Annotated in this window: 29 protein-coding genes and 1 tRNA gene; 13 read left to right on the top strand and 17 right to left on the bottom strand. The window is 62.1% G+C overall.

Going from position 1 to position 26,817, the window contains the following annotated elements; all coding sequences use genetic code 11:
* Positions 1-44 precede the first annotated feature (44 nt).
* Together OCK01_RS06535 and OCK01_RS06530 are read left to right on the top strand one after the other, a co-directional pair.
* On the top strand, positions 45-299 hold the full coding sequence (locus tag OCK01_RS06535) for a hypothetical protein (RefSeq protein WP_263823424.1): 255 nt from the start codon (positions 45-47) through the stop codon (positions 297-299).
* A gap of 99 nt (positions 300-398) precedes the next feature.
* Positions 399-1,217: a sulfite exporter TauE/SafE family protein gene (locus tag OCK01_RS06530; protein ID WP_263823423.1), complete on the top strand. Its 819-nt coding sequence runs from the start codon at positions 399-401 to the stop codon at positions 1,215-1,217.
* Here the strand turns inward: OCK01_RS06530 and OCK01_RS06525 are convergent, their stop codons facing one another.
* The 3 genes from OCK01_RS06525 to OCK01_RS06515 are packed head-to-tail and all read right to left on the bottom strand — an operon-like array spanning position 1,218 to position 2,955.
* Positions 1,218-1,913, bottom strand: coding sequence for a TIGR02281 family clan AA aspartic protease (locus OCK01_RS06525; protein WP_182826535.1), 696 nt, complete (start codon positions 1,911-1,913; stop codon positions 1,218-1,220). It abuts the gene before it with no gap.
* Positions 1,913-2,131, bottom strand: a complete 219-nt coding sequence (locus OCK01_RS06520) for a DUF1289 domain-containing protein (protein WP_263823422.1) — start codon at positions 2,129-2,131, stop codon at positions 1,913-1,915. Before OCK01_RS06520 ends, OCK01_RS06525 begins: the two co-directional genes overlap by 1 nt.
* Positions 2,132-2,172: 41 nt before the next feature.
* The gene (locus OCK01_RS06515) at positions 2,173-2,955 is read right to left on the bottom strand and encodes an adenosylcobinamide-GDP ribazoletransferase (protein ID WP_263823421.1); all 783 of its coding nucleotides are present in this window, start codon (positions 2,953-2,955) and stop codon (positions 2,173-2,175) included.
* A gap of 113 nt (positions 2,956-3,068) precedes the next feature.
* On the opposite strand from OCK01_RS06515, the gene cobT reads away from it, so the two are divergent.
* Positions 3,069-4,085 (top strand): nicotinate-nucleotide--dimethylbenzimidazole phosphoribosyltransferase, encoded by a 1,017-nt coding sequence (cobT, locus tag OCK01_RS06510; protein ID WP_263823420.1) that lies wholly within the window; start codon positions 3,069-3,071, stop codon positions 4,083-4,085.
* A gap of 119 nt (positions 4,086-4,204) precedes the next feature.
* A complete protein-coding gene (locus OCK01_RS06505; protein WP_263823419.1) occupies positions 4,205-4,570 on the top strand; it encodes a diacylglycerol kinase in 366 nt (121 codons plus the stop codon).
* A gap of 16 nt (positions 4,571-4,586) precedes the next feature.
* On the opposite strand, the gene OCK01_RS06500 is transcribed toward OCK01_RS06505, so the two are convergent.
* Positions 4,587-6,122, bottom strand: coding sequence for a sensor histidine kinase (locus OCK01_RS06500; protein WP_263823418.1), 1,536 nt, complete (start codon positions 6,120-6,122; stop codon positions 4,587-4,589).
* Between the two features lie 136 nt (positions 6,123-6,258).
* Between OCK01_RS06500 and OCK01_RS06495 the strand changes: the two genes are divergently transcribed.
* The 4 genes from OCK01_RS06495 (at position 6,259) to OCK01_RS06480 (ending at position 8,640) form a co-directional block, all read left to right on the top strand.
* Positions 6,259-6,807: a thermonuclease family protein gene (locus OCK01_RS06495; protein ID WP_263823417.1), complete on the top strand. Its 549-nt coding sequence runs from the start codon at positions 6,259-6,261 to the stop codon at positions 6,805-6,807.
* Between the two features lie 59 nt (positions 6,808-6,866).
* On the top strand, positions 6,867-7,481 hold the full coding sequence (locus OCK01_RS06490; protein WP_263823416.1) for a glutathione S-transferase family protein: 615 nt from the start codon (positions 6,867-6,869) through the stop codon (positions 7,479-7,481).
* The gene (locus OCK01_RS06485) at positions 7,478-8,086 is read left to right on the top strand and encodes a uracil-DNA glycosylase family protein (protein WP_263823415.1); all 609 of its coding nucleotides are present in this window, start codon (positions 7,478-7,480) and stop codon (positions 8,084-8,086) included. Before OCK01_RS06490 ends, OCK01_RS06485 begins: the two co-directional genes overlap by 4 nt.
* Positions 8,087-8,151: 65 nt before the next feature.
* Positions 8,152-8,640, top strand: coding sequence for an Lrp/AsnC family transcriptional regulator (locus tag OCK01_RS06480; RefSeq protein WP_182826527.1), 489 nt, complete (start codon positions 8,152-8,154; stop codon positions 8,638-8,640).
* Here the strand turns inward: OCK01_RS06480 and OCK01_RS06475 are convergent, their stop codons facing one another.
* The 8 genes from OCK01_RS06475 to OCK01_RS06440 form a co-directional block, all read right to left on the bottom strand.
* Complete coding sequence (locus OCK01_RS06475) at positions 8,641-9,342, bottom strand: DNA alkylation repair protein (RefSeq protein ID WP_263823414.1); 702 nt, start codon at positions 9,340-9,342, stop codon at positions 8,641-8,643.
* The gene (locus tag OCK01_RS06470; protein ID WP_263823413.1) at positions 9,339-10,208 is read right to left on the bottom strand and encodes an NAD(P)-dependent oxidoreductase; all 870 of its coding nucleotides are present in this window, start codon (positions 10,206-10,208) and stop codon (positions 9,339-9,341) included. Before OCK01_RS06470 ends, OCK01_RS06475 begins: the two co-directional genes overlap by 4 nt.
* Positions 10,209-10,299: 91 nt before the next feature.
* Entirely contained in the window at positions 10,300-11,880 is a 1,581-nt protein-coding gene (locus tag OCK01_RS06465) for a hypothetical protein (protein ID WP_263823412.1), read from the bottom strand.
* A 103-nt stretch (positions 11,881-11,983) separates the two neighbouring features.
* On the bottom strand, positions 11,984-12,811 hold the full coding sequence (locus OCK01_RS06460; RefSeq protein WP_263823411.1) for a methyltransferase domain-containing protein: 828 nt from the start codon (positions 12,809-12,811) through the stop codon (positions 11,984-11,986).
* Positions 12,812-12,866: 55 nt separating this feature from the next.
* The gene (locus OCK01_RS06455) at positions 12,867-13,133 is read right to left on the bottom strand and encodes an usg protein (protein WP_263823410.1); all 267 of its coding nucleotides are present in this window, start codon (positions 13,131-13,133) and stop codon (positions 12,867-12,869) included.
* 150 nt (positions 13,134-13,283) lie between these two features.
* On the bottom strand, positions 13,284-14,114 hold the full coding sequence (locus OCK01_RS06450; protein ID WP_182826522.1) for an ABC transporter permease: 831 nt from the start codon (positions 14,112-14,114) through the stop codon (positions 13,284-13,286).
* Positions 14,111-14,980 carry an ABC transporter permease gene (locus tag OCK01_RS06445; RefSeq protein WP_263823409.1) on the bottom strand — a complete coding sequence of 290 codons (870 nt, stop codon included), beginning with the start codon at positions 14,978-14,980 and terminating at the stop codon, positions 14,111-14,113. The genes OCK01_RS06450 and OCK01_RS06445 overlap by 4 nt, the downstream gene beginning before the upstream one ends.
* 102 nt (positions 14,981-15,082) lie before the next feature.
* Entirely contained in the window at positions 15,083-15,862 is a 780-nt protein-coding gene (locus OCK01_RS06440; RefSeq protein WP_263823408.1) for an ABC transporter substrate-binding protein, read from the bottom strand.
* Between the two features lie 301 nt (positions 15,863-16,163).
* On the opposite strand from OCK01_RS06440, the gene OCK01_RS06435 reads away from it, so the two are divergent.
* Together OCK01_RS06435 and OCK01_RS06430 are read left to right on the top strand one after the other, a co-directional pair.
* Positions 16,164-17,990: an OmpA family protein gene (locus OCK01_RS06435; RefSeq protein ID WP_263823407.1), complete on the top strand. Its 1,827-nt coding sequence runs from the start codon at positions 16,164-16,166 to the stop codon at positions 17,988-17,990.
* A 133-nt stretch (positions 17,991-18,123) separates the two neighbouring features.
* Positions 18,124-18,576: a hypothetical protein gene (locus tag OCK01_RS06430; protein ID WP_182826519.1), complete on the top strand. Its 453-nt coding sequence runs from the start codon at positions 18,124-18,126 to the stop codon at positions 18,574-18,576.
* 30 nt (positions 18,577-18,606) lie between these two features.
* Here OCK01_RS06430 and trmFO read toward each other — a convergent pair whose 3' ends face one another.
* Both trmFO and OCK01_RS06420 read right to left on the bottom strand, forming a co-directional pair.
* Complete coding sequence (gene trmFO, locus OCK01_RS06425; RefSeq protein ID WP_263823406.1) at positions 18,607-20,025, bottom strand: methylenetetrahydrofolate--tRNA-(uracil(54)-C(5))-methyltransferase (FADH(2)-oxidizing) TrmFO; 1,419 nt, start codon at positions 20,023-20,025, stop codon at positions 18,607-18,609.
* 52 nt (positions 20,026-20,077) lie between these two features.
* Positions 20,078-20,467, bottom strand: a complete 390-nt coding sequence (locus tag OCK01_RS06420) for a winged helix-turn-helix transcriptional regulator (protein ID WP_182826518.1) — start codon at positions 20,465-20,467, stop codon at positions 20,078-20,080.
* A 110-nt stretch (positions 20,468-20,577) separates the two neighbouring features.
* On the opposite strand from OCK01_RS06420, the gene OCK01_RS06415 reads away from it, so the two are divergent.
* Entirely contained in the window at positions 20,578-21,693 is a 1,116-nt protein-coding gene (locus OCK01_RS06415; RefSeq protein WP_263823405.1) for an NADH:flavin oxidoreductase, read from the top strand.
* Positions 21,694-21,804: 111 nt separating this feature from the next.
* On the opposite strand, the gene OCK01_RS06410 is transcribed toward OCK01_RS06415, so the two are convergent.
* On the bottom strand, positions 21,805-21,948 hold the full coding sequence (locus OCK01_RS06410; protein ID WP_137158085.1) for a DUF1127 domain-containing protein: 144 nt from the start codon (positions 21,946-21,948) through the stop codon (positions 21,805-21,807).
* 356 nt (positions 21,949-22,304) lie between these two features.
* A complete protein-coding gene (locus OCK01_RS06405; protein ID WP_182826516.1) occupies positions 22,305-22,448 on the bottom strand; it encodes a DUF1127 domain-containing protein in 144 nt (47 codons plus the stop codon).
* A gap of 862 nt (positions 22,449-23,310) precedes the next feature.
* On the opposite strand from OCK01_RS06405, the gene OCK01_RS06400 reads away from it, so the two are divergent.
* Both OCK01_RS06400 and tig read left to right on the top strand, forming a co-directional pair.
* Positions 23,311-23,394 (top strand) — tRNA-Leu (locus OCK01_RS06400).
* Between the two features lie 222 nt (positions 23,395-23,616).
* Positions 23,617-25,110 carry a trigger factor gene (gene tig, locus OCK01_RS06395; protein WP_263823404.1) on the top strand — a complete coding sequence of 498 codons (1,494 nt, stop codon included), beginning with the start codon at positions 23,617-23,619 and terminating at the stop codon, positions 25,108-25,110.
* A gap of 82 nt (positions 25,111-25,192) precedes the next feature.
* Here the strand turns inward: tig and OCK01_RS06390 are convergent, their stop codons facing one another.
* Positions 25,193-26,563, bottom strand: a complete 1,371-nt coding sequence (locus OCK01_RS06390; protein WP_263823403.1) for a M10 family metallopeptidase — start codon at positions 26,561-26,563, stop codon at positions 25,193-25,195.
* Between the last annotated feature and the right edge of the window lie 254 nt (positions 26,564-26,817).

Here is a 26,817-nt window from a genome sequence, read left to right as displayed (position 1 = left end):
CTTAATGGCGGCGCGTTATAGCGGCGACGAAGAGTGTTGCCGCCATGACCAAGACATCGATTTCGAGATTTTATAAATTCGCCAAGCCGACTTTGCTTGCAGCCGTTCTTCTGCTGACCGGCGGGAAGTGGTATTCCTATGTCGCCCATGCCGAGAGTCCTTTCGATGATGTCGGCGCGAGCCTGAACGCGATGATGCCGGGACCGATCAACCGGTACGGCTGTGGCATGCTGCGCAAGCGTTTCGGCGATCTGCCTATTCCGCCCAAGGGCTGTGACGTCGATGGCCAGTGGAAATAAGGCTCCGTCCAGCCGATCGTGACGGATTGGCGGCCGGCGCGGCTTGCAGGGCGACCGAGACGGGCTTAGCGGAGGTCATCCGCCCTCAGGAGCCCGCTGATGCCCGAACTTTCCGAACTGATCGTTTTCGCCCTCGCTCTCATCGCCGCGGGCGTCGTATCGGGTCTGCTCGCCGGCCTGTTCGGCGTGGGCGGCGGCGCGATCCTCGTCCCGGTCTTCTACCAGGTCTACGGCCTGCTCGGCGTCGCGGACGCCGTGAGAACCCATGTCGCGGTCGGAACGTCGCTCGCCATCATCGTGCCCACCTCGATCCGCTCCTTCCGCGCCCACAAGGCCCGCGGCGCCGTCGATGTGGACGTGTTGCGCGGCTGGGCCTTGTCGATTCCCGTCGGCGTCGTGGCGGCCGCTTTGATCGCGGCCTATGTCTCCGGCGCAGAACTACGCGGCATCTTCGCGGTGTTGTCGATGCTGATCGCCATTCGCATGTTTCTCAACCGTCAGAGTTGGCGGCTGGGCGACGATCTGCCCAAGGGCGCGATCAATGCCGGCGCGGGCTTCGGCATCGGCCTGTTTTCCGGCCTGATGGGGGTCGGCGGCGGCGTGCTGTCCAATCTCTGGATGACCCTGTTCGGTCGCAGCGTGCACCAGTCGGTCGCCACCGCATCGGGCGTGGGCGTGCTGATCTCGATTCCCGGTTTGATCGGCTATGTCTGGGCCGGCTGGGGCGAGCCCTTCCTGCCGCCTTTCTCGACCGGCTTCGTCAACTGGATCACGGTGGCGCTGGTCATGCCGATGACGCTCATCGTCGCGCCTTACGGCGTCAGACTCGCGCATGCGCTGGACAAGCGACAACTCGAAATCGGCTTCGGCCTGTTTCTGACCGTCGTCTCGATCCGCTTCTTCGTCAGCCTGCTCTGATCAGTCCCTGAGTTTCAATTCATCGCCTTCGAAAGAAAAGGCGCTCAGCGTCTGCAGAAAACTCATGCCCAGCAGGCTTTCGTCCATCCGGCCCCGTTCGGCGACGCCGGCGCGGATATTGGTGCGTTCGATTCCGCCGATGCTCAGCACGGGAATGGTGACCGGCGCCATCATCGCCCGGCCGTTGGCGGTCATCACGGGCGAGGTGAAGGAAAGGCCGGCCATGTCGAGGCCGGCGCGTTCGGCGTCCTCGTATGTCAGGGCGATCATGCTCGCGCCCGTGTCGACCATCATCGGCACCGTCTTGCCGTTGAGGGATACATCGGCCTGGAAATGGCCGTTGCTCGCCTTGTAGAGCACCACCGTGTTGAAGCCCTGGGCGTCGGTATAGGTGGAGGCGCGGCCGGGGATCAAACCGGCGGTCAACCGGGAAGCGACATCCTGCGCGTCGTTGCGGTAGAGATAGACGGCGACCAGCGCCAGCGCGATCAGCGACCAGATGGCGAGGCTGCGCGCCGCCTGGCCGAGATTGCGCTGGCTGGCCAGCACGCCCGAGCCGATCAGCGCGGCGATCATGCCGTATTTCACCAATTGGGCGATCTGGTCGCCGTCCATGTCGAAACTGTCGGGCGCGAGCGCCATGGCGCCGATGAGCAGCAGGAGGCCGGCGATGACGGCGATCAACAAGCGCTGCATCAGTTGTCGCCCCCCCGCGCCATCCGCGTCCGGCGCGTCTCGCGGCGCGGCTTGCGCTCCACCGTCTCCAGCCGGGCCGGCAACGAGGCCATGATCGTGCGGCGTTCTTCGCCTGAATACAGTGTCCAGGCGCCGATCTCGTCGCGGGTGCGCCCGCAGCCGAAACAATAACCGGTCTTGTCGTCGATCGAACAGACGAGAATGCAGGGAGATTCCATGATGGCCCTTCTGGTGCGCGTCGACTAGAATATGGGGTTTGTCAGGTCAGGAGCGCAAGGGCAAGCAGCGCGGCGATCTCCGACACTTGCTGTGTGGCGCCGATCGTGTCGCCGGTCTGGCCGCCGAGGCGCTTGCGGACATAGCGGCTGAACCCGGCTGTAACCGCCGCCGCCGCCGCGATCGCGCCCAGCGCGTGCAGCGGCCCGGCGGCGACGCCGATCAGCACGACGGCGATTGCGGCCGCCGAGACGGTTGAGAACAACGCGCTCGCTCCGTCGGGCCCTCCCATCGCCACCGCCAGTCCATCCGTCCGAGCCGGCGGCAGCACGCGCCAATGCCAGACCATGGCGGCGCGGCTGAGCGCGGCGACCGCCAGGAAAATGGATAGGGCGCCGAGCGGTCCGATGACGGCGGCGATGGCTGCGAGCGCGCTCGCTCTCAGTCCATAGGAGAGAATCAGCGCCGCCGCGCCGAAGGAGCCGATCCGGCTGTCGCGCATGATGGTCAGCGCCCGCTCGCGGTCGCGCGTCGCGCCCAGCCCGTCGGCGGCGTCGCTCAAGCCATCCTCATGCAGCGCGCCGGTGGTCATGGCCACCACCGCATAGGCGAGCATGGCGGCGACCAGCGGCTCGAGACCCAAGCCGAGCGTCAGCGCCAGCGCCAGGCCGGCCGGCGCCGTCACGACCACGCCGGCCAGGGGAAAGGCGCGCGACGCCTTCGTCAGCGATCCGTCATGGCCTTCGAAAAAGTGGTCGGGCACGGGAAGCCGGCTCAAGAAGCCTGTTGCGCGGGCGGTGTCCACGACCAGATTTGCATGCGTCATCAAGTTCATTCCTTTGCGACCGGCGGCGGCGTGATGAAGGTTGCCGCCTGCGGAGACTGCGGATAATAGGGACGCGTGCCTCGCCGGAAAAGAAAAAACAGGAGACCTGGGTCATGAGCGTGAGCGGCCTGCCATTCGACGATTTTCGCAATCTGATCGCAAACTTGCCCGGTCCCGACAGTTTGGCGCTCGCATCGGCGCGCGATCGCGACAGCCAGTTGACCAAACCGGCGGGATCGCTCGGCCGCATGGAGGAAATCGCCTTCTGGCTCGCCGCCTGGACCGGTCGCAAGCCTGCCGTCAACCGTCCGCTCGTGGCCATCTTCGCCGGCAATCACGGCGTCACCAAGCAGAAGATCACGCCCTATCCGCCCGAAGTCACCAAACAGATGGTGGCGAACTTCTCCAATGGCGGCGCGGCGATCAACCAGATCTGCGCGACCTATGATCTCGGTCTCAAGGTCTTCGATCTCGCCCTCGACTACCCGACCGCCGACATCACCGAGGAAGCGGCGCTCTCCGAGCGCGATTGCGCCGCCACCATGGCCTTCGGCATGGAGGCCATCGCCGGCGGCACGGATCTTCTCTGCCTGGGCGAAATGGGCATCGGCAACACCACCATCGCCGCCGCGATCAATCTCGCGCTCTATGGCGGGACAGCCGAGGATTGGGTCGGCCCGGGCACCGGCTCCGAAGGCGAAGTGCTGAAGCGCAAGATCGCCGCCGTCGACAAGGCCGTGGCGCTGCACAAGGATCATCTCTCCGATCCGCTCGAAATCCTCCGTCGTCTCGGCGGACGCGAAATCGCCGCCATCGCCGGGGCCATCCTCGCCGCCCGCATGGAGCGCATCCCGGTGCTGCTCGATGGTTACGTCGTCACCGCCGCCGCCGCCATACTCAAGGCCGCCAATCCTTCCGCGCTCGATCACTGCCTGATCGGCCATGTCTCCGCCGAACCCGCGCATATGAAGGCGATCGACAAGCTCGGCAAGACGCCGCTCTTGGCGCTTGGCATGCGGCTGGGCGAGGGCTCGGGCGCGGCGCTCGCCGCCGGCATCGTCAAGGCCGCCGCCGCCTGCCATGCCGGCATGGCGACGTTCGACAGCGCGGGCGTTTCCAACAAGGGCTGACCCGCCGCATGCCTCGCGACAGGATCGGTTTGCTAAAGATCTGCTGAGGGATTCTGTGATTCCTCGGCTGATGGGATCAGTCTGGCGCGATTGCGACGATAGAAACGGGAGAAATGCGGATGCGAGAGCCGGAAGAGAAGAAGACGGGCCTGGCGCATCTGTTCGCCGCCGCCAGCTATTCGCTGGCCGGCTTTCGGCGCGCTCTGGGCGAATCCGCCTTCCGGCATGAGATCATCATGTTTCTCGTCGCGTTGATCCTGTTCGCCGTCGTCGGCGCGACGCTGGCGGAATATCTCATCCTCGTCATTCTCTTCATGATCCTGTTCGGCTTCGAGGCGCTCAACACCGCCGTCGAGGAACTGGTCGACCGGGTGTCGCCGGAAGTGTCGAAGACCGGCAAGCACGCCAAGGATCTCGGCTCTTTCGCGGTTTTCTGCATGCTGGTGTCGGTGGGGCTCTACATGGCTTGGGTCGTCTTGCTCTGACCGGCCGACTGCGGGATCAGGCGAAGCTTTTCTTCTTCCGATCGATGGCTGAGGTTTCCTCCACGGCCGGCACGGTCTGCAGCACGCGCTTTGCGGGCAGGATGGCGATGCATTCGGTGCCTTCGCGCAGCTTCGATTTAAGATAGAACTGGCCGTCATGCTTGTGCAGCAGCGCCTGGACGATGGGCAGGCCCAGGCCGGTGCCCTGTTCGGCGCTCTTGATGGCGATGGAGCCCTGGCCGAAGGCAGAGAGCACCACCGGGATTTCTTCCTCCGCGATGCCCGGCCCATTGTCCTTGATGGACACATATTGTCCCCCCGAGGCGGTCCAGCCCGCCTTGACGGTGATCTCGCCGCCCTGCGGGGTGAACTTCACCGCGTTCGAAAGAATGTTGAGCACGATCTGGCGCACCGCTTTCTCGTCGGCCCAGATCGACGGCATTCCCGGTTCATATTGTTCGACGATCCGGATCGACTTCGACTTTGCCCGAAGCTGCACCATGCCGATGCAGTCCTCGGTGATGTCCACCAGCTGCACGGCCTCTTCGTTGAGCTGGTAGCGGCCCGCCTCGATGCGCGAGAGATCGAGGATCTCGTTGATCAGATTGAGCAGATGTTGGCCCGACGTGTGGATGTCGGTGACATATTCCTTGTAAGTCGGGTTGTTGAGCGGGCCGAGAACCTCCGTCGCCATCACTTCGGAAAAGCCGAGAATGGCGTTGAGCGGCGTGCGCAACTCGTGCGACATCGACGCCAGGAAGCGCGACTTTGCCAGATTGGCTTCCTCGGCGCGGCGCCGGGCTTCGTCCGACATCGATTTCGCCACTTCGAGTTCGGCGATCAGGTCGTCTTTTTCCGACTGGAACGACATGACGCGGATATTCGAGCTGTAGAGCCGGCTGGTGATGAAGACGAACAGGATGAGCGACGCGGTGAACACCGCCGTCAAGGCGAGATCGGTCGGCGCGCGCGTGACGAAGGCCGAATAGGCGAGGGCGACCACGACCGGGGCGAATGTGGCGAGCGCCGCGCCGCGCAGCATGGACTGCGCCATCGACGTCGCCGACAAAGCCAGCACCAGAACGGCGCTCTTGAAGTAGAAATAGGTGTCGCCGCCGCAGGCGTCGCAGCCGATCAGCGCAAACCAGGTCCAGCACAAGCCGACCGGGATCTGCGAAAACATCAAGATGCGACGCCAGCGCTGGACATTCTCGTAGGTGATCTCGCTGCGCTGGGCGCGCACCGAAATGGCGATCTGCAGAGCATGGGCCGCGAGGCTCGCCAGCATCCAGCCGAACAGATTGACGCCGGTGAACACCGAATTGGCGAACAGGCTGATGACGATCACGAACAATGGCAGGGCCGCAGCGCTGTATTGTATCGAGGAGAGGTGGAGAGCGAGCAGTTCCTTGTCGAAGGACGTGGCGGCGCCGGAGGTGATCTGCAGCCGTTCACGCGTGTTTTTCACCGCCCGGGCGACATCCCTGTTCCGGGACACGCGGGATCGATCCACGATGATCTTGTCTGGAGACAAACTGGCTTTCTGACTCATGACCCGAACTGGCGCACCCAAATTAAGGGGCGAGATTATCTCTTATTCGTTAAAAAGATGCTGCCTCGCTAAGCATTCGTTTGCCATGCCGACATTGCCGTCTATAGCCCTCTCAAACGGATCACGGGACGACACGATGAGATTGGCCAGGGACTTGTTGCTCACGCTCTGCTTCTTGAGCCTCATGGGCCTGATCGCGCTCAAACTGCGGCAGGGCGAGACCGAGCGGCTGGGCGGCGCTTTCAGGGTCGTCGATGGCGACAGCCTCGAGCTCGGCGGCCGCAAGCTCCGGCTTCGATCCATCGATGCGCCGGAGCTCTCCCAGACCTGTCTGCGCGCGGGAGCGGCATGGCCCTGCGGCGTCGAGGCGCGCGACGCGCTCGAAAGCCTGATGACCGCCGACGGCGTCGTCTGTTCCGGCGGACGGGAAGACAAGTATCGTCGCCTGCTGGTGGAGTGTGTGGCGGGACGCGAGGATGTCAACGCCGCGATGGTGCGATCGGGCATGGCGCTGGCGTTCGGCGGTTACCGCGCGGAGGAGGGCGAGGCTCAGCAGGCGCGCCGGGGCGTGTGGGCGGGCGAGTTCGAGCGTCCGTCCGATTGGCGAAAGGGACATCGTCACGCCATGGCCGATGAGCAGGAGCATGGCGGCTCCTTCCTCGCACGCTTTTTCGACCTTCCTTAGACATCCGAAGGACGCGCCATTATGCTGCGTCGGACTCACAGGCATGACAGGTCAGGCGAATGAGACTCTATGATTCAGATTGGGCGCCCAATCCGCGCCGGGTGCACTGTTTTCTCGCCGAGAAGGGCGTCCTCATCGAGCGTGTTCAGGTCGATCTCAAATCCGGGGCGCATAAACAACCCGAATTTGCCCGCATCAATCCGCTGCATCGCGTTCCGGTGCTGGAGCTCGACGATGGAACCCATATCGCGGAATCGGTGGCCATCTGCCGCTATGTCGAAGACCTGCATCCCGAGCCGGCGCTGTTCGGCCGCGACACGCGGGAGAAGGCGCTGGTCGAGATGTGGAACCGTCGGGTGGAGCTCGGCCTGTTCTCCCATATCAGCGCCGCCTTCCGCCATGGTCACCCCGGCATGGCGATGGCCGAACAGCCGCAAGTCAAGGAATGGGCGGATGCGAACCGGCCGAAGGCGCTCGACGCCTTGCGCTTCCTCGATCGACATCTCGACGGACGGTCCTGGCTGGTGGACGACTATTTCTCCATCGCCGACATCACGCTGCTCGTCGCCTTCGATTTTCTCAAGGCGGCCCGGTTGGCCTGCCCGGAAGACTGCGGCGGCTTGATCGCCTGGCGCGAAAGGATCGGCGCACGCGCCTGCGCGGCTATTCCGTGAGGCCTGAAATCAATGCGCTCGCTGCGGAAATCGCAGGCTGTCGCCTGTGCCGCGATGCGCCCGCCGGCGGTCCGGAGCAACGATTGCCGCATGAGCCGCGTCCGGTCGCGGTTCTCTCCGACAGGGCGCGCATCCTCATCGCCGGCCAGGCGCCGGGATTGCGGGTGCATGAAAGCGGCCTGCCGTTCGACGACGCGTCGGGGGATCGCCTCAGGGACTGGCTCGGCGTCGACCGGGAGCAATTCTACGATGCCGACAAGTTCGCCATCCTTCCGATGGGCTTTTGTTTTCCGGGCTACGACCGGCATGGGTCGGATCTGCCGCCGCGGCCGGAATGCGCGCCGGCCTGGCGGGCCCGCGCCTTGCGCCTGATGCCGCAGGTCGAACTGGTGCTGACCATCGGCGGCTATGCGCAGGCCTGGCATCTCGGACGAAAAGCGCCGATGACCGAGACCGTGCGAGACTGGAGGCTCCATCTTCAGAGCGCAGTCCTGCCGCTGCCGCATCCGAGCTGGCGCAATACCGGCTGGCTGAAACGCAACACCTGGTTCGCGACGGATCTGCTGCCGGAATTGCGGGCGATTGTTTCGCGGTGGATTATCTGATTGTTCGTCTGTCTTTTTGGGAGAAACATGCAATTATGAGAAATAATATTCCCCTGGAGGCGTGAATGGACCGGCTCGATAGAAAAATCTTGAGACTTCTTCAGGAGGACTCGACGCTAGCGGTCGCGGACCTCGCCAAGAAGGTCGGCCTGTCGACCACGCCCTGTTGGCGTCGCATCCAGAAAATGGAAGAGGATGGCGTCATCAAGCGCCGCGTGGCGATTCTCGACCCGATCAGGGTGAATACCAAGGTCACGGTCTTCGTGTCGATCCGCACCAATTCCCATTCCATCGAATGGCTGAAGCGCTTTTCCGAAGTGATCGCCGAATTTCCCGAAGTGGTCGAGTTCTATCGCATGAGCGGCGATGTCGATTACCTGCTGCGCGTGGTCGTGCCGGATATCGCCGCCTATGACGCCTTCTACAAGCGCATGATCGCCAAGATCGAAATCCGGGACGTCTCCTCGGCGTTTGCGATGGAGCAGATCAAATACACCACCGAACTGCCGCTCGACTACATGATCCTCGAACAGCCGAAAAACCACGAGGAATAGTCAGTCGCGTCTGGCGAGGCGCTTGTAGACCGCCTCGCTTTCCAACTCGCGGAGCGCATCCTTGCCGATCCAGCGCGCCGTCTTGTCGGCGCTCTCGGCGAGCTCTTCCGCAAGAGTCCGCGCCGCCGCGTGACAGGCGCGGTTGCGCTTGCCGATCTGCCGGAGCGCCCAGTTGACCGCCTTGCGCACGAAATTGCGCGGATCGCGGGATCGGGCCTCGACGAAGGCGAGCCAGGCGATCACATCCTCGTCCGCCAATGTCTTCTGATGCACCGCGCCCCAGCAGATCATCGAAAAGGCCATACGACGGACGAATTCGCGTTCGTCTGCGGCGAATTCGGCAATCAGCACGGGCCCATGGCCGGCGCGCATGATCGGCTCGTTGACGGCGTCGACCAGTTCCCAGGAATTGCAATCCGCAGCCCAGCGTCGCGCCTGGTCGACCGTCATCCGCTGCGGCTCTTCTGTAAAAGCGGCGAGCAGCCTGGCTTCGCGAATGCCGCTGTCCCACAGGGCGAGCGCGCGCTCATGGTCGCGATCGATCTTGCGGCCAAGCGCCCGGAGATCGGTGTTGGAGACGCCGAGCGCCGTCTCCGTGACGATGCCGAACCGGGCCATGCCGGCGACATTGTCCGAGCTGGCCATCGCCCTGAGCGTGGCGATGACCTCGTTTGCGTCAGATGTTTTAGCGAGCCCGCTCATTTCTCCAGGCGGGCGAGCAGCGACGACGTGTCCCAGCGATTGCCGCCCATGGCCTGAACGTCGCCGTAGAACTGGTCGACCAGCGCGGTCACCGGCAATTTCGCCCCGTTGCGACGGGCTTCGGTGAGGCAGATGCCGAGATCCTTGCGCATCCAGTCGATGGCGAAGCCGAAATCGAACTTGCCTTCGTTCATGGTCTTGTGGCGGTTTTCCATCTGCCAGGAGCCTGCGGCCCCCTTGGAGATCACGCTCACCAGGTTTTCGACGTCGAGACCAGCCTTCTTGGCGAAATGGATGCCCTCGGCGAGGCCCTGGACGAGACCGGCGATGCAGATCTGGTTGACCATCTTGGCGAGTTGCCCTGATCCGGCCGGGCCCATCAGGCCCACCATGCGCGCATAGGCGTCGATGACGGGCTTGGCGCGCTCGAATATGTCGGGCTTGCCGCCGCACATCACCGTCAGCACGCCGTTTTCGGCGCCGGCCTGGCCCCCCGAAACGGGCGCGTCGATAAAGAAGCCGCCGCGCGCCTCCGCCGCTGTCTCGAGTTCTCGGGCCACCTCGGCGCTGGCCGTGGTGTTGTCGATGAGGATCGCGCCGGGCTTCATGGACGACAGGCAGCCGTCGGGGCCTGTGGTGACCGATCGCAGGTCGTCGTCATTGCCGACGCAGGTGAAGACGAAATCGGCGTCCCGGGCCGCCTCCGCCGGCGTGAGCGCATATGCGCCGCCGAACTGCGCCGCCCATTTTTCAGCTTTCGCCGTGGTGCGGTTATAGACGGTGACCTCATGGCCGCCCTTGACCTTGAGATGGCCGGCCATGGGATAACCCATTACCCCGAGCCCGATAAACGCCACTTTGGCCATGGAAAAACTCCCGCATGTCAGATGTTCTGCGGGAGGTTTAGAGGATTGCTAGGTGTTGGGAAAGGGCGCCGCCCGGCGAATATGAGGCCTTTCAGCGGACTTTGCTGCTGGACGCCAGGACAGCCTGCAAAGCTTTGCTTTGCAATTCGATCCGCTCGTTGGTGAACAGCGAAACAGAATCCGGGCCAAGGCGCACGCTGATCTCGTTCCAAAGTCTGCGCAGCCTGCGGACATGCAGATCGTCTCCAATCCACATCATGACATGCTCAATCGCCTGAGTGGCGGATTTGGGGTCGATGAACATGCTGCGCCCCCAATTGGCGAACTCGGCCGCGTCCACTTCCTTCGTAACGTTGTCCTGAGTGATGAGGAACTTGGCATGACTTTCTTTCTGAATTCCCGTCAGCGCCATATTCGGGGCGAAAAGAATCCCCGCGTAAAAGGCGTCGAACTTATCGATGACCGCGGAATCTTCGCGCCTGATCGGTGAGTCCTGGATGATCGCGCGCTCAAGATCGAAGATCGTTCGGATGTTGAACTGTCGCAAAAGCAGGAAACGATCGAGCCCCACAACGCAGCAAAGCTGCGCCTGAGCAATCCAGTCGATCGCCTGGTAAATTCCGTAGGGCGTTTCGATATGCAGCATGATCGGATTGTACGTGGCGAGCGCCTGGACTTCGTTGATGCCGCATTCTTCCAGCCGAAAGCGCGTAAAGAAGTCGATGCCGTCGATCACATCAAGCGGAACGATGCGCGTCCACGTCAGGAAGCGGTCATCTGTGGATTTGAGCCATTTTGTCCAGGGCGAAATCCGCAGCAATGCAAAATGCGCCGCGCTTTCCGGCAGAAGTCCAAATCCGAGCGCGAGCAACATCCATGTGAAGGACACTCCGGGATTGATCGCCGGAAGAATGGCCGGCTCGCCGCGGCGTATGGAATCGATCAACGACATCGGATCCGGGACCGCACGATAAAGAGCGATCGTCACCATCACGGTGATCGTCGTGACGGCGGCTTGCCGAATGAATGTGAACGCCTGCAAATCGAAAACGGACAACGCCCGCACGAGATACCTGATGGATGAGGCAAAGGCTCCGACGAATGCGAAGCTGGCAATCGTGGCGATGTTTTGCGCCGACCAGAGGAGACCTGGATTTTCGGCGAAACTTGTGGTCCCGGCGTTGCCTCCAAGTACGAATACGCTCAGCCATGCGCTGCTTCCGCACGGGCTTTGTCCTGCATTGCAAAGTATATTCGTGAATAATAACTGAAATCCGGCAAAAATAACGACTGCATAGGTGAGTGAGCCGAGTAGCAATCTGATGTCGCCTGTATTCCCGAAGGCCCGCGTTGCATTGATTGTTGCATCGATCTGGGCTATCTGTTCGTCGACCTCTGTCATGCCGTCGCGACGATTGAGGTCCAGGTTTATATCGGCGCTATATTTGCTGCGAACGAACTCGAAAGATGGATTGATGCCCGCATTTTCAAACGAGTGGGCTGTGTTCGGGAATGTCTTGATGTAATCGCGGATCAATCTGAGCCGCCGCAGACGGATTTCGAAACGCCCGAAAAGGAGCGAGAAAATCGTCAATGTCGCGATAGCGGCGGCCGTGACGATCGGCGATGTCATGAATGCGCTCAAGACGCCGCCCGTAAGTTCGTTTCCCATTGCAATTCCCCTGTTTTTTACGGAGGATTGCAATAGGATCCGGACAACGCCACCAACCATCTACATGCATAAGGTGAAAAATAGAAATTAATAAACTTTCGGTTTATTCTGCCCGCCTTTTCGCCGTCACCAGGTGCCCCGCGATCGGCGCGCCGTCCTCCAGCCGCACCGTGATGTCGACCATCTCGATCACGTCGAAGCCGGCTCCGTCGAGCGCGCGGGTGACATAGGCGCTCGCATGGGCGAAGCGCTGGTGGGGGCCGACCATGAAGTCGCGGCCCTGCAGCGTGTCCTCGGGCAGCGTTTCGGAGGAGAAGATGAAGTAGCCGCCTGCGGTCATATTGTCGGCGACGCCGAAGAACAGTTCTTCGAGAAAACCGAGATAGGGCAGCACGTCGGTCGCGGTGACGAGGTCGAAGGGGCCGTCCTCGTTGTCTTCGAGATAATCGGCGGCTTCCGAGACATAGAGGGTCTCGTAGAGATCCTTCTCATGGGCGATTTCGACCATGTTCTCGGAAATGTCGAGGCCGGTGATGTCCTCGACGATGTCGCGCAGCGCCCCGCCTGTTAGCCCCGTGCCGCAGCCGAGATCGAGCATCTTCTTGAACGGGCCGAGGCCGAGCGCCTGGATGCGCTGGCGCGTCAGCATCGGCACGCAATATTCGAGCTGGTCGACAAGGATGCTTTCAAAGGCTTCCGCATGCTGGTCGAACAGCGTGGCGACATAGGCGTCGGGCGCTTTGGGCGGCGTGTCGCCGAGACCCATGGAGGCGAGACGCACCGCCGCGCCGCCATGATCGTCGGGGTCTAGCGCCAGGACCTTCTTATAGGCCTCGGCCGCTTCAGCGAACTGGCCCGATTTCTCGAGCGACAGCGCCCGGTTATAGGCGTCTGCGAGCGCCTGTTCGTCGATCTTCTTCTTCTTGGCCATCACTCGCCGTCCTTCGCCCGTTTTCAAGGGCTCATACGGCTGATGGCCGGCAAAATCAATGCAGGATCATCTCGCCCTTCAGCGCCCGCCATTCCGTCGGCGTGATCAGCCGGTTGTGGACATAGCGGACCGAATGCAGCGCTCCGTCGAGCTTCGCCCGCCAGAAAGCGAGGAAATTCATCATTTCTGGAAAGTCCGGCGCCAGATCGTAATGCTGCCAGACGTAACTCTGCAGCAGGCTGGGATGATCGGGCATGCGATAGATGATTTCGGCTGTGGTCAGGCCGTAGCCTTTGAGCCGCATGTCGAGTTCGTGATGCATGGCAACCTCTTATGTTTGAGTTCCCTGAGCTTGCCGTTCCATTGAACGCCCTCATGGTTGACCAAAGCTTAAGAAGTCGCGTGGTTTATGACATTCCTGTGAAAAATCAGCAGCTTGGCAGCATCTCATGAAGAGTGCTGCCAAGGCGCTTCAGCGTTTCAGATGGCGCGTCAACCGCATTTCCAGCCAGTTCCAGACGTTGCGCAGCGTCTCCACGATGACCAGATAGACGATGGCCGCCCAGATATAGATCTGGTAGTCGAAGGTGCGGGAGAAGGCGCGCCGCGTCTCGCCCATCACGTCGAGCACGGTGACGATCGACACGATCGCCGAGCCCTTGATCATCAGGATGATTTCGTTTCCGTAAGGCCTGAGCGCCACGATGATCGCCTGCGGCAGGATCACCTTGCGATAGGCGTGGAAGCGGTTGAGGCCGAGGGCGTGGCAGGCTTCCACCTGGCCTCGCGCCACGCTTTCGATGGCGCCGCGCAGAATTTCCGCCTGATAGGCGGCGGTGTTGAGCGTGAACGACAGGATCGCGCAGTAATAGGCTTCGCGAAAGAACCACCAGAGGCCGAGACTTTCCCAAAAGCCCTTGAAGCTGCCGAAACCATAATAGATCAGGAAGAGCTGGGCGATCAGCGGCGTGCCGCGAAACAGATAGACATAGCCGTAGGACAGCGCCGACAGCAGCCGGTTGCTGCTCATGCGGGCAAAGGCGATCGGCAGCGACAGCAGCGCGCCGAGCGTGATCGACACGGCGACCAGTTCGAGCGTGATCACCAGGCCGGACAGAAGTTTGGGCGCGTAGCGGGCGAATTTGTCGCCGCTGAAGCCCTCCACCATCGAGAATCCGGCGGCGATGATGGCCGCGAGCCAGACGCCCATGAACACGATGCCGGCCAGTCGCTCCAGCGTAAAGGCGCGGGGCGGGGCGGGCGGGGCCGGCTGCGGCGGGATCAGATCATGCGCGATGCTCATGCGCGCACCTCCGCCTGCTTGGCCCTTCGTTCGATCCAGGAGAAAACGAAGGAGGAGAGAATGGCGAGAACGAGATAGAGCAGGCAGGCGTTGCCGTAGAAGAAGAACGCCTGCTTGCTGACGCGCGCGGCGATCTGCGTCTGGCGCATGATGTCTGACAGGCCGACGATCGACACCAGCGCCGTGTCCTTGAGCAGCGTCATCCAGAGATTGCCGAGGCCGGGCAGGGCGATGCGGATCAGTTGCGGCAGCACCACCAGTCGCATGGTCTTGCCGCGCGAGAGGCCGACGGCGTATCCGCCTTCATACTGGCCGCGCGGAATGGCCTTGAAAGCCGATTGCAGCACTTCGGCGCAATAGGAGGAGAAGACCACGCTGAGCGCGATCATGCCGGCTGCGAAGGCGTTGATTTCCACCGGCCCGTCATAGCCCATGCCGGCCAGGGCCGATTGCAGCGCCTGCTGCATGCCGTAATAGATGATGAACAGGGTCAGGAGTTCGGGCAGCCCGCGAAACAGCGTGATGTAGATGTCGGCGGCGCGGCGCAGATAGGGCTCCTGCGATTGTTTGGCCAGCGCCAGGAAGAAGCCGAGCAACAGGCCGAAGGGCAGCGTGCAGAGCGACAGCGACGCCGTGACGTAGAAACCGAAGGCGATTTCGTCGCCCCATCCCGCCGCGCCGCAAGCGAGCAGCGACTTCGACAGGAAGATGTTGAACACGCCCACGGGTCCGCAGAGCGGGTCCACCGTCGTCAAAATCGGATGAAGCAGCGCCCAGAGCGCGCTGAACAGCGCATCGACAGCGGCCGAGATGGAAGCGAGGAGAGACGCGCTGCTCTCCGCCGTCGAAACGGCTTCTCCCTGCATTCTTTTCCCCTTTGTTCCCTTTGCGGGATTTCTCTCTCTTCTTGTCAGTCAAAAAAGGCGGGAGAGCAAGTCTCCCGCCGCATTTCCGATCACGGCTCGTGATTATTCGCCGTAAACGTCGAAGGGGAAGTACTTGGCGTTGATTTCCTTGTACTTGCCGTTGGCGCGAATGGCGGCGATGGCGCCGTTCAGCTTTTCGCGCAACGCGTCGTCGCCCTTGCGGACGGCGATGCCGGCGCCGTCGCCGTTGATGGCGGGATCGACCGGCAGCGTGCCGAGGATCTTGCAGCAGGCGCCGTCTTCGGTCTTGAGCCATTCCGAGAGAACGACGACGTCGTCGATCACCGCGTCGATGCGGCCGTTGGCGAGGTCGAGCTTATATTCGTCCGCGGTCGGGTAGAGCTTCAGCTCCGACTTCTTCATATGCGCTTCGGCATAGTTGGAATGGGTGGTCGAAGACTGCGCGCCGAGCACCTTGCCGTCGAGGCCGGCTTCGCTGGCTTCCTTGATCGGAGAATCCTTCGGCACGGCGATGGCCGGCGGCGTGTTGTAATACTTGACGGTGAAGTCGACCTTTTCCTTGCGCTCCGGCGTGATCGACATGGAGGCGAGGATGGCGTCGAACTTCTTGGCCTGCAGAGCCGGGATGATGCCGTCCCAGTCATTGGTCACGAAGGTGCATTCGGCCTTCAGCTCTTCGCAGAGCGCCTTGCCGATATCGATGTCGAAACCGGTCAGCGTGCCGTCGGCCTCGAGATTGTTGAAGGGAGGATAAGCGCCCTCCGTGCCGATCACGATCTTGTCGGCGGCAAAGCTTGCGCCGGCGAAGGCTGCCATGACCGAAACGGTCGCGGCCAAGGTCAGGCGACGTGCGATGTTCATGATTTTCCCCTGTATGCGATGCGGGCCTTGCGCCCGACAGTTGTCTGCTGGCGCATTTTCCATAGCGCCTCGCCTTGAAATAATGGTCCTTTTCCAAAGCGAATTGCAACACAGAAACGCATCGACGTCCCCACGAAAATTCGGCGTCCCGAATATGAACGGGAACTGAACCGTCGGTTCAGTGTTGATAAAGGCCGGATTTCGTAAGTCTTTCGGCACGGCCCGGATGGAAACATAAAAAGGCCTCGAATCGATTGAGATTCGGAAAACAGAACAACACGAAGCGCGAGGAAACAGTCTCATGGCGTTACGACACAAGCTTTTGGCCACCGCGGCGATTCCGCTGATCGCCCTGACGGGCCTCTCCCCGGTTTGGGCGGCCACCATGCCGCAGGCGGTCATCGCCGCGCCGCAGAGCACGGATGTCGTGCAGGTCCAGTCCGAGGAAGAGCTCCTTCAGCAGAAGGAGCAGCGCCGTCAGGAGCGCCAGCAACGCCAGCAGGAAAAGCAGCAGCGTCAGCAGGAGCGCCAACAGCGCCAGCAGGAACAGGAACAAGGCCAGGGCGAGCAGCGCCAGAAGCGCCAGCAGGAGAAGCAGCAGCGTCAGCAGCAGGAGCAGGACCAGCAGCAGGACCAGCAGCGCCAGCAGGAGCGCGAACAGCGCCGGCAGGAGCGTCAGCGCCAGAAGCAGGAAGAGCAGCAGCGCCAGAACGACGCCGAGACCCAGAAGGAGCAGCGCCGCCAGGAGCGCAAGCGCCAGCAGGAAGAGCAGCAGGGCCAGCAGCAGGAAGAAAACCGCAAGGATCGTAAGCGCAACAACGCCGAGGCCCAGGAAAACCGCGTCAACGAAGACCAGAGCCAGGACAAGCCGCGCAAGCGCAACAATCAGGCCGAGGACAATGCCGGTCAGGCCGATCAGGCGGAAAAGCCGCGCAAGCGCAACAACGGCTCCGTCGAGGAGGTCGAGACCCAGCGTCCGCGCAACGGCCAGGCGGACGCCGGCGAAAAGAACGGCGAACCCAAGCGCCTGCCGGTCAAGAACGGCGCGGCCGTTCTCGACAGCGAGAAGGACGCCGACAAGGGTGACGAAACCGCCCGTGAACGCCGCCGCCGCGAGCGTCAGGAGGCCGAACCCGTCCGCGCGCCGCGCTCCGACCGCGAAGCCCAGGCCGGCTTCAAGGACAAGGACGGCAGGCCGATTCGCGTTCGCCCCGCGCTCGAGGAAAAGGGTGAGCGCATCACCGGCTTCCAGGGCTATGATCTCGGCGAAGGACGCCGCCTGAACGATCGCGACAACCGCGTCATCATCAAGCTCGGCGATCGCGTGATCGTCCGCGACGACGATCGCGATCGTCTCGGCCGTCGCGGCGACACCCGCTACGAGCGCCTCGCCAACAACCGCGTGCGTGAGGTCGTGGTGCGTCCGGATGGCGTCCGCATCGTCACCGTCCGCAACCGCTATGGCGAAATCATCAAGCGGACCCGGGTGGAGCGCGCCGGCCGCGAAGTGGTGATCTTCTATTCGCCGATCCTCGACGCCGGTCGCGCCGATCGCCTCTATCTGCGCGATCCCGGCGCGCGCCTGCCGCCGATGCGGTTGAGCATTCCGGTCGAGGACTACATCATCGACGTTTCCAAGGAGCCGAACCGCAACTATGTGGAATTCTTGGAAGAACCGCCGGTGGAGCCGGTCGAGCGCGTCTACTCGGTCGACGAGGTGAAGTACTCGGCCCGCATCCGCGACAAGGTTCGTCGTATCGATCTCGACACGATCACCTTTGACACCGGCAGCTGGGATATCTCGATGAGCCAGGCCTCTTCGCTCAAGCGCGTCGGCGCCGCCATCAAGCAGATCCTCGACGAGGATCCGGGCGAGACCTTCCTGATCGAAGGTCATACCGATGCCGTCGGCTCCGATGAATCCAACCTCGTCCTGTCTGATCACCGCGCCGAATCGGTGGCGGAGGTGCTGTCCGACATGTTCGAGATCCCGGCTGAAAATCTGGTTACGCAGGGCTATGGCGAGCGCTACCTCAAGATCAATACAGAGGAAGCCGCCCGCGAAAATCGCCGCGTCACCATCAGGCGAATCACGCCGCTGGTGCGCCCGGTCGCCCAGGCCGAGTGACGGATCGTCTTGACTGAAAAAGCGCCGGAACGGTCTGTTCCGGCGCTTTTGCATGGGCCGTTGTTGCGCGTCGGCCCACATTCACGCAAGCTTGATCGGCTAGCCGTGAGGGTGTTGATGCTGGAGTTGGCCGATGATCTTGGCGATTTGGGTGGTGATCCTCGGGGCCGCCTTGGGTTTCTTCTATTGGGCGACCGGCTTCGTGCGCAAAAGCGAAGCCGACGAGCGTTTCGACGCCGGCCTCGCTGTGCTCGAATTCGCCCGCGCCTATCCTCATGAAGCGATCCGCAATCTCGTGATCTCGGGCGACGGCGAGATGGTGTTCCTGAGATTGTGGACCGGCGGCGCCGGATGCATGCGCCGCATCTCCAGCCGCTATCTCTGCAGCCTGATCGACGCCGAACGCGTCACGCTGTCCGCGACGGCCGATCCCAAGACGATCTCGATCGAATTCCACGATCACGCCGCCCTGACCGGCGTCTACTCCTTCAAGAGTGAAAAAGACGCCGCCGAAGTGTCGCTCTGGCTGCTGGGCTCAGTCGCCACCCGCATCGACAGGGACATGGAGCCGAGCGCCAACCTCTGAGCGCCCGGCGTTCTTTTGCGGGCTTCGAATTTAGGCCGCCGAGCGTCCTTCCGCCAGCCAGTCACGGCAATGTGCGAGCGCGCGGGCTGCGATGGCCTTGCGCTTGGCGATGGTCTTCTCCTTGCCGCGCAGCCGCTTGCCTTCCGATGTCGTGGCGACGCTGCCCGGCTCCGGCTCGGGAAAAAGCCCGAAATTGATGTTCATCGGTTGGAAGGAGCGCTTGCCGGGCTCTTCGTCCCTCGCCAGGTGGCCGCCGGTGATATGGCCGAGCAGGGCGCCGAAAGCGGTGGTCGCGGGCGGCGCCGATAGTGCTTCGTCCAGCCGATCCGCCGCGGCGAAGCGACCGGCGAGAAGCCCGATGCTGGCGCTTTCGACATAGCCTTCGCAGCCGGTGATCTGGCCGGCGAAGCGCAAGCCCTTGCGGCTCTTCAGCATCAGCGAAGCGTCGAGCAGCACCGGCGAATTGATGTAGGTGTTGCGATGCAGGCCGCCGAGGCGCGCGAATTCCGCATTCTCGAGGCCGGGAATCATCCGGAAGATCTCCGTCTGCGCCCCGTATTTCAGTTTGGTCTGGAAGCCGACCATGTTGAACAGCGTGCCCAGCGCGTTGTCCTGGCGCAACTGCACCACGGCATAGGCTTTCACCGCCGGGTTATGCGCATTGGTCAGGCCCATCGGCTTCATCGGACCGTGGCGCAGCGTCTCGGGCCCGCGCTCGGCCATGATTTCGATCGGCAGGCAACCGTCGAAATAGGGCACGTGCTCCCATTGCTTGAATTCGGTCTTTTCGCCGGCGATCAGCGCGGCGACGAAGGCTTCGTATTGTTCGCGGGTCATCGGGCAGTTGATGTAATCCTTGCCCGTGCCGCCCGGCCCGACCTTGTCGTAGCGCGACTGGTGCCAGGCGATGTCCATGTTGATCGTGTCGCGATGGACGATCGGCGCGATGGCGTCGAAGAAGGAGAGGGAATCGGCGCCTGTGGCGGCGCGGATGGATTCGGCGAGATCAGGCGCGGTCAGTGGTCCGGTCGACACCACCACATTGTCCCATTCCTCGGGCGGCAACGCTGTGATTTCCTCGCGGATGACGGTGATCAACGGATGCTCGGCGATCCTTTTCGTCACGGCTTTGGCGAAGCCTTCGCGGTCCACCGCCAGGGCGCCGCCGGCCGGCACCTGATTGGCGTCGGCCGCCGCCATGATCAGCGATCCCGCCATGCGCATTTCGGCATGCAGCACGCCGACCGCGTTGGAGGTGGAATCGTCGGAGCGGAAGGAATTGGAGCAGACCAATTCGGCAAGACTGTCGGTCTGGTGCGCGTCGGTTTTGCGCACGCCGCGCATTTCGTGCAGGACGACGGGGACGCCGCGATTGGCGATTTGCCAGGCGGCTTCCGAGCCGGCCAGACCGCCGCCGACGACATGAATGGGGGAGGGATGTGTGCTCATGAGGCGGCTCTTAACATGACGATCGGCAAAAAACCAAGGCGGTAAACGCGCGTCACTCGGCCGCTTGGCTGAACACGCTCTGCGCAGTGTCGTAGCTGCGCTGCGCCGAGAGGATTTCCTCCTCGTGGTCGAGCGTCCAGGCATGCAGCGCGCGAATGGGCTCCTTCAGCGAAGAGCCGAGCGCCGTTATCGCATATTCGACGCCGATGGGGGAACCGGCGATGACGCGGCGAGACACCAGTCCGTTGCGTTCAAGCCGTCTCAGGCACTGCGTTAGGGCCTTCTGGGTGACCCCGTCCATCGCCCGGCGGATGTCGTTGAAGCGTCGCGGCTGCTGGCAGAGCACCGCGAGGATGAGAATCGACCATTTGTCGGCGATCTGGTCGAGGATCAGCCGGTTCGAGATGCCGGTCCGGATCGGGATGCAGGCGTCGCCGGGCATGCGGTTTCCTCCTGTATATCTGGTAGCTTCGGAGTGCGTTCTTGCTACTTGGTATACAATTTATACATAGGGAGTCCACCTCCCGAGGTGCGATATTCAATGAGGACGAAATGACCACGAAAACCGCAGAAACGCTGTTCCGGCCGCTGACCATCAAGGGCCTGACGCTGAAGAACCGAATTGTCATGGCGCCGATGACGCGCACTTTCTCGCCCAAGGGTGTGCCGGGGCAGAATGTCGCCGATTATTATCGCCGCCGCGCCGAATCCGATGTCGGCCTGATCCTGTCCGAGGGTACGGTGGTGGCGCGCCCGGCGTCGAAGAACCATCCCAATATCCCGTTCTTCCACGGGGATGCGGCGCTCGCCGGCTGGAAGACCGTCATCGACGCCGTGCATGGCGCCGGCGGCCGCATGGGCCCGCAGATCTGGCATACCGGCAGCACCATCGCCGACAAGGATTACAATCCCGAAGGCATCGAGAGCCCGTCGGGCCTGCTGGCGCCGGGCCAGCCGCGCGGCAAGGCGATGACCGACGCCGACATCGCCGACACCATCGCCGCCTTCGCCCAGGCGGCGGCAGACGCCAAGGGGCTCGGCTTCGACACGGTCGAGATCCACGGCGCGCATGGCTATCTGATCGACGAATTCTTCTGGGCCGGCACGAATGAACGCCAGGACCAGTGGGGCGGCTCGACCATCGCCGAGCGCAGCCGCTTCGCCGTCGAAGTCGCCAAGGCGGTCCGCGCCGCCGTCGGTCCCGACTTTCCGATCCTGTTCCGCGCCAGCCAATGGAAACAACAGGACTTCTCGGTGCGACTCGCCAACAGCCCCGAGGAAATGGCAAGCTGGCTGCAGCCTCTGGTCGATGCCGGCGTCGACGTCATCCATGCGTCGCAGCGACGCTTCTGGGAGCCTGAATTCCCGGAAATCGACGGTGAAAAGGGCCTGAACTTCGCCGGCTGGGCCAAGAAGCTCACCGGCGCGACGACCATCAGCGTCGGCTCGGTCGGCCTCAGCGGCGAGTTCATCGCGGCCTTCGGCGGCGAGAGCTCCAAGCCCGCCAGCCTCGACAACCTCATCGAACGCATGGAGCGCGACGAATTCGACCTGATCGCGGTCGGTCGCGCGCTGCTCAACGATCCCCAATGGGTCACCAAGGTGCAAAAGGGTGAATTCGACACTCTCAAGGAGTTCAGCCCGGCCGCCCTCGGCGAACTGGTCTGATCCAACGGGCGGCGGCGCAGCCGCCGCCCGTTCCCTGAATAGCGTCTCGCAAATGCAAACGGCGCCCAATCGGGCGCCGTCGACATGATCGAAATTTGTGTTCTCGCGCGATTAGCGGAAAGAGCGAGCCGCGATGTTGCGGATCTGGTAGCGGTTCACGCCGATGTCCTGGAGCGTGTCGTTCGAGAGGTTCGACAGCTCGGAGATGGTGCGGCGATAGTTGACCCAATTGATGGCGATGCGAAGCGGGTTCATGGACGTTTCCTCTTTAGACTTTTCTCTAGCGGCCTGACTTTCTGCCCGGCTCGAAACTTGATGTGCTCTTTATACATGCGAATAATAATAAGGTGGAGTGCGAATTATGTGCACCTGCTATGCAAATAAGCATGCATTGCACAATAACGAGGCGCGGGGCAAAGTTTCGCCACTGGTTAACGGCCGTGCGTTTCCCAAATTCGCGTTAACCAAAGGCTGGTTCTCCGGCGTTTCCGACGAAGACAGAGGAGCCGCGAGGCGCGCGCGAGCTGGGTGCAGTGCAGCGTCACGGCCATAACGCGCGAAAGCCGCCGGATCGCTCCGGCGGCTTTCGAAAATCGGATGTGTTGCGAGGCTTAGCGAACGGCCTGGCGAGCAACGCGACGGATGTCTTCGCGGGCAATGCCGAGATCGCTGAGTTCGCGATTGGTCATGCGGCCGAGTTCGGTGACGGTCTGGCGATACTTGACCCAGTTGTTGTAAGCGCGAGCGATGTTCATGATGCGGTTCCTTTTCGGTCTGGAGCGGTCCGGTTGGCCGCTCTGAATTTCATGATCCGAAGATAATGCTGCGGCGCACATGAAACCAGCGCCAATGCAGCAGTGCACCTATGCAAAAATCGCATCTCATTAACTTAAGTATCTCACAAGATTTGGCTTTTATTAATCACTTTGGCAAATCCGCGGCTCTTTTGTGATCAATTCGCCTCTTTTCTAGGCGCCGAGGCGGTTTGCGACGACCGAGACGCCGAAACTGGAGACCGAAGTCGAGATCATGTCCCCCGGCGGCGGCGATGGATGAAAAGCGAGCCGATCCGCGTATGAGGAAACATGCGATCGCGGCGTCCGAGGCAAATCCGGCCGGCGCTCGCTCCGGTCGCGACCAGTCGCGCCCCGGGACGCCTTCCAGGCGTGCAAACGACTGCGAGTCCTGGAATCAAAACGCCCACCGGGGGAGGAGGTCCGGTGGGCGTCGTTGGATTTGACCGACGACTGGGAGGAGGAGTGTCGTCAGTCACATCGGGGCGCGTGGGAGGAGGAGATCGCGACCCCGAATTCTATTCACCCTTGCGGGAGGGCAGTTGCGCTTGCGCGCCGACGTATTGCCAATCCGTCTCGTCAGGTCCGCCCTGTCGTTGAAAGAGAGAATAGTATGACAAATCTCTTTTTTGCAGCGCAAAAAACTCAGGGGCGGTATGCTGTGCTTGCATGGCTTTCCGGAAGACCAGCCATGGAGCGATTTTAGTAAGCTCTGCTTTACATTGTGTAAAAGCCGGGCCGATTGCGGATCTTTTTTCTTTCCATGCCGAAAAGCGGGTGCTAAGGACGCGCCCAAGACGCCGCTCGACGCGGTGTGTGTGATGCGGGTGTGGCGGAACTGGTAGACGCACGAGATTTAGGTTCTCGCGCCAAAAGCGTGGGGGTTCGAGTCCCTCCACCCGCACCAGCCTCTGGCGGAATTATATGAAGCGGGTTCTTTCCCGCACAATCGGCATGCACAGGCGAACGGCACGGAAAAGACGGGAACTCCGGCTCTCCCGGCCCATTTTGCTTGCAAAAGGACTCCGAATTTGCATAAAGCGCTTTTCCGGCGGATGAGCGGTGGAGTTCATCTACAACGAGAGGCTGGCGCGTTCTGCTGCGCCGCCGCGATTATGAAGGTAGGAACATGCAGGTTATCGAAACGCTCGCGGACGGGCTGAAGCGCGAACTCAAGGTCGTCATCCCGGCCAAGGACATGGAAGCTCGGATGAACGAGCGGCTTGAGGAAGTGAAAGGCCGCGTCCGAATCAACGGCTTTCGTCCCGGCAAGGTGCCCTTCGCCCATATGAAGAAGATGTATGGCAAGTCGGTGATGGCCGAGCTGGTCAACGAGATCATTCGTGACCGGCCGACCGAAATCCTCACCGGTCGTGGCGAAAAGTCCGCCACCCAGCCGGAAATCGCCATGACGGAAGATCAGGCGGAAGCCGACAAGATCCTCGCCGCCGAGGCCGATTTCGAATTCACCCTGTCCTACGAAGTGATCCCGCCGATCGAACTCAAGGACATGAGCTCCATCGCCGTGACCCGCGAAGTCGTGGAAATTCCCGACTCCGAAGTCGAAGAGCAGATCCTCCGCATCGCCGAGAGCGCCCGCAGCTATGCCGACAAGGACGGCGCGGCTGAAAACGGCGACCGCGTGACCATGGACTACGAAGGCAAGCTCGACGGCGTTCCCTTCGACGGCGGCAAGGACGAGGGCGCCGAACTGGTGATCGGCTCCAACCGCTTCATTCCCGGCTTCGAAGACCAGCTGGTCGGCGTCAAGGCCGGCGACGAGAAGGTCATCAACGTTTCCTTCCCGGCCGACTATCCCGCCGCCAACCTGGCCGGCAAGGACGCCACCTTCGACATCAAGGTCAAGGCCGTCGCTGCCGCCGAAGCGCTCGAAGTCAATGACGAGCTCGCTTCCAAGCTCGGCATCGAATCCGTCGATCGCCTGAAGGAAATCGTCCGCGGCCAGCTGGAAAGCCAGTTCGGCACGGTGACCCGCCAGAAGCTGAAGCGCCAGCTGCTCGACCAGATGGACGCGCTCTACGCCTTCGACACCCCGGCTCGCCTCGTCGACGCCGAGTTCGAGCAGATCTGGCGTCAGATCGCCTCCGATCTCGCCCAGTCCGGCAAGACCTTCGAAGACGAAGACACGACGGAAGAAAAGGCGCGCGAAGAATATCGCAAGCTCGCCGAACGCCGCGTCAAGCTCGGCCTGGTTCTCTCCGAAATCGGCGAAAAGGCCGGCGTCGAGGTGTCCGAGGACGAACTGAACAAGGCGCTCTACGCGCAGATGCAGCAGTTCCCGGGCCAGGAAAAGGAAATCATCAAGTATTTCCGCGAAACGCCCGGCGCCATTGCCGGCCTGCGCGCCCCGATCTTCGAAGAAAAGGTCGTCGATCACCTGCTGACGCAGATCTCGGTCACCGACAAGGTCGTCACCAAGGAAGAGCTGATGGCCGACGACGAGGCCGAAGCCTCTTCGGAAGACAAGGCTGAAAAGCCGAAGAAGAAGGCGTCGAAGGCGGAAGCCAAGGCCGAAGAGACCGGCGACGACGCCGTCGAAGCTGCGCCGAAGAAGAAGGCTGCGCCGAAGAAGAAGGCCGCCGCCGAAGACGCCGGCGAATAAGCTTCGTCTTTACTCTTTATAGAATCAGAAGGGCCGCCCGGATGTCGGGCGGCCCTTTTCGTTTCCTCACTCTGCGACGCCGTCAGAGAATGAAGGAGCCGGAGTCGAGCTGGGCGATTTTGGCGCCGGCCACCACCAGAGCGTCGCCGCCGCCGAAATCGAGCACCACGCCATAGTTCATCTGTTCGAAATGTTGTTTCAGCGCCATAAAGGACTTCATGTTGAAATCGCTGAGATCGATCAGATCGGCCCCTCCGAAATCCTGCACTCGGTCGCGATCCCAGCCCTTCTCGAACACGAAGACGTCAGCGCCGCCGCCGCCGACCATGACGTCTTGATCGCCGCCGCCCATCAGCCTGTCGGCGCCGTTGCCGCCCCAGAGCCGATTTTCGCCCTGATTGCCCCTCAGCACGTCGTCGCCCGCGCCGCCCTTGGCGTTTTCGATCAGCGAACGCTCATCCTTCTCGTGAAGGAGGGCGTTGTAGATATTGCCCTTGGCCAGCCTGGACGGATTGTCGAAATCGAGATGCGCGCTCTGGCCCCGACTGAACCGCGATTCCTCACCGGGCCGCAGGTCGATGGTCACATCGTTTTTGTAGGCGCGGAGATCGTAGGTGTCCACGCCGCCGCCGTCCCAGATGGTTGCGAAGATCCGGTTGGCGCCGGGCTTGAAGGCCGCGTCTCCATTGACGATGGTCGCGCCGCTGTCGGGTCTCCAGCGATAGACGGTGTCGCCGCCATTCGTCGAATAATCGGCTCCATACAGATGCTGCAGAGCGGCGATGTCCGCCATCATGAAGCTCTGCGGATAATCCCACACGTCGTTGGTGTAACCCGCCGTCGTCGAAGCCCCGGTGTAGCTCCGGTAAGACATCACCGAATATTCGAGCGAATCCAGTCCGCGCGCCATTTGTCCGAAGCCGTTGCTCGCCTCATGCGGGTGTTTGAGGCCGAGCGCGTGTCCCGTTTCGTGAATGACGGTCAGATAGGCGTAGTTGCCCATTCTGGCGTTTCCGTAGTCGAAGTTGTCCCCGAACCAGACATCGCCGCCGCTCGAATGGTTGCTCGGATAATAAGCATAGGCGGTTGGATTGGCGGAGGTGGAATCGGCGTAGCGTATATCCGACTTGGCGTCGGATCCTTCGGCGATTCTAAGCTTGGTGAAACCTTCGACCGAGAAACCGTCATTGGCCTTGCCGGCATAGGATTGGTCCAGAATATAACGCGCCGCCGATCGGATGTTCTGCTCTACCGCGCCGAAACCATGGTTCTTCTCACCGCCGTAGCTATAGTCCGACGCCTTGTCGGGAAAAGCGTAGAACAACGCGTCGCCTTTCCATTTATATCCGCTCAACACACCGTCGATGATATTCCGTCCTGTTCCCCCGACAGACGTGGCTCCTCCCGCCGCCGGGGACGTGGAGATCGTCGACATCAAGTCCGAATTGGCCATGTTCAATTCCTCGTTAGGTTCAACCCAGTGTTGTTCGCATGTTCCGAAGAAGCGGGGCGAATCTTCTCTTCCTTGAAGCTTGTCACGCTTCTGCGCCATCTGACAACGCGCATCCGCGGGCGGGCTCCCACCGGCAAGGCGGAGAAGTCACGACCCCTATACTCTGTATCCCGCCATGTTCAGGTAGATCGAAGCTCGTCCTTTCGCGACGATGGGCGTTGAACTTGCGTCGGTCGAGAAACGCCATGCGCCGA

Origin of the sequence: Rhizobium sp. TRM95796 (assembly GCF_025779995.1) — a bacterium.
Taxonomy (GTDB): domain Bacteria; phylum Pseudomonadota; class Alphaproteobacteria; order Rhizobiales; family Rhizobiaceae; genus Rhizobium_E.
The sequence above is the reverse complement of the archived record's forward strand: the minus strand, read 5'-3'. Positions and strand labels throughout refer to the sequence as shown.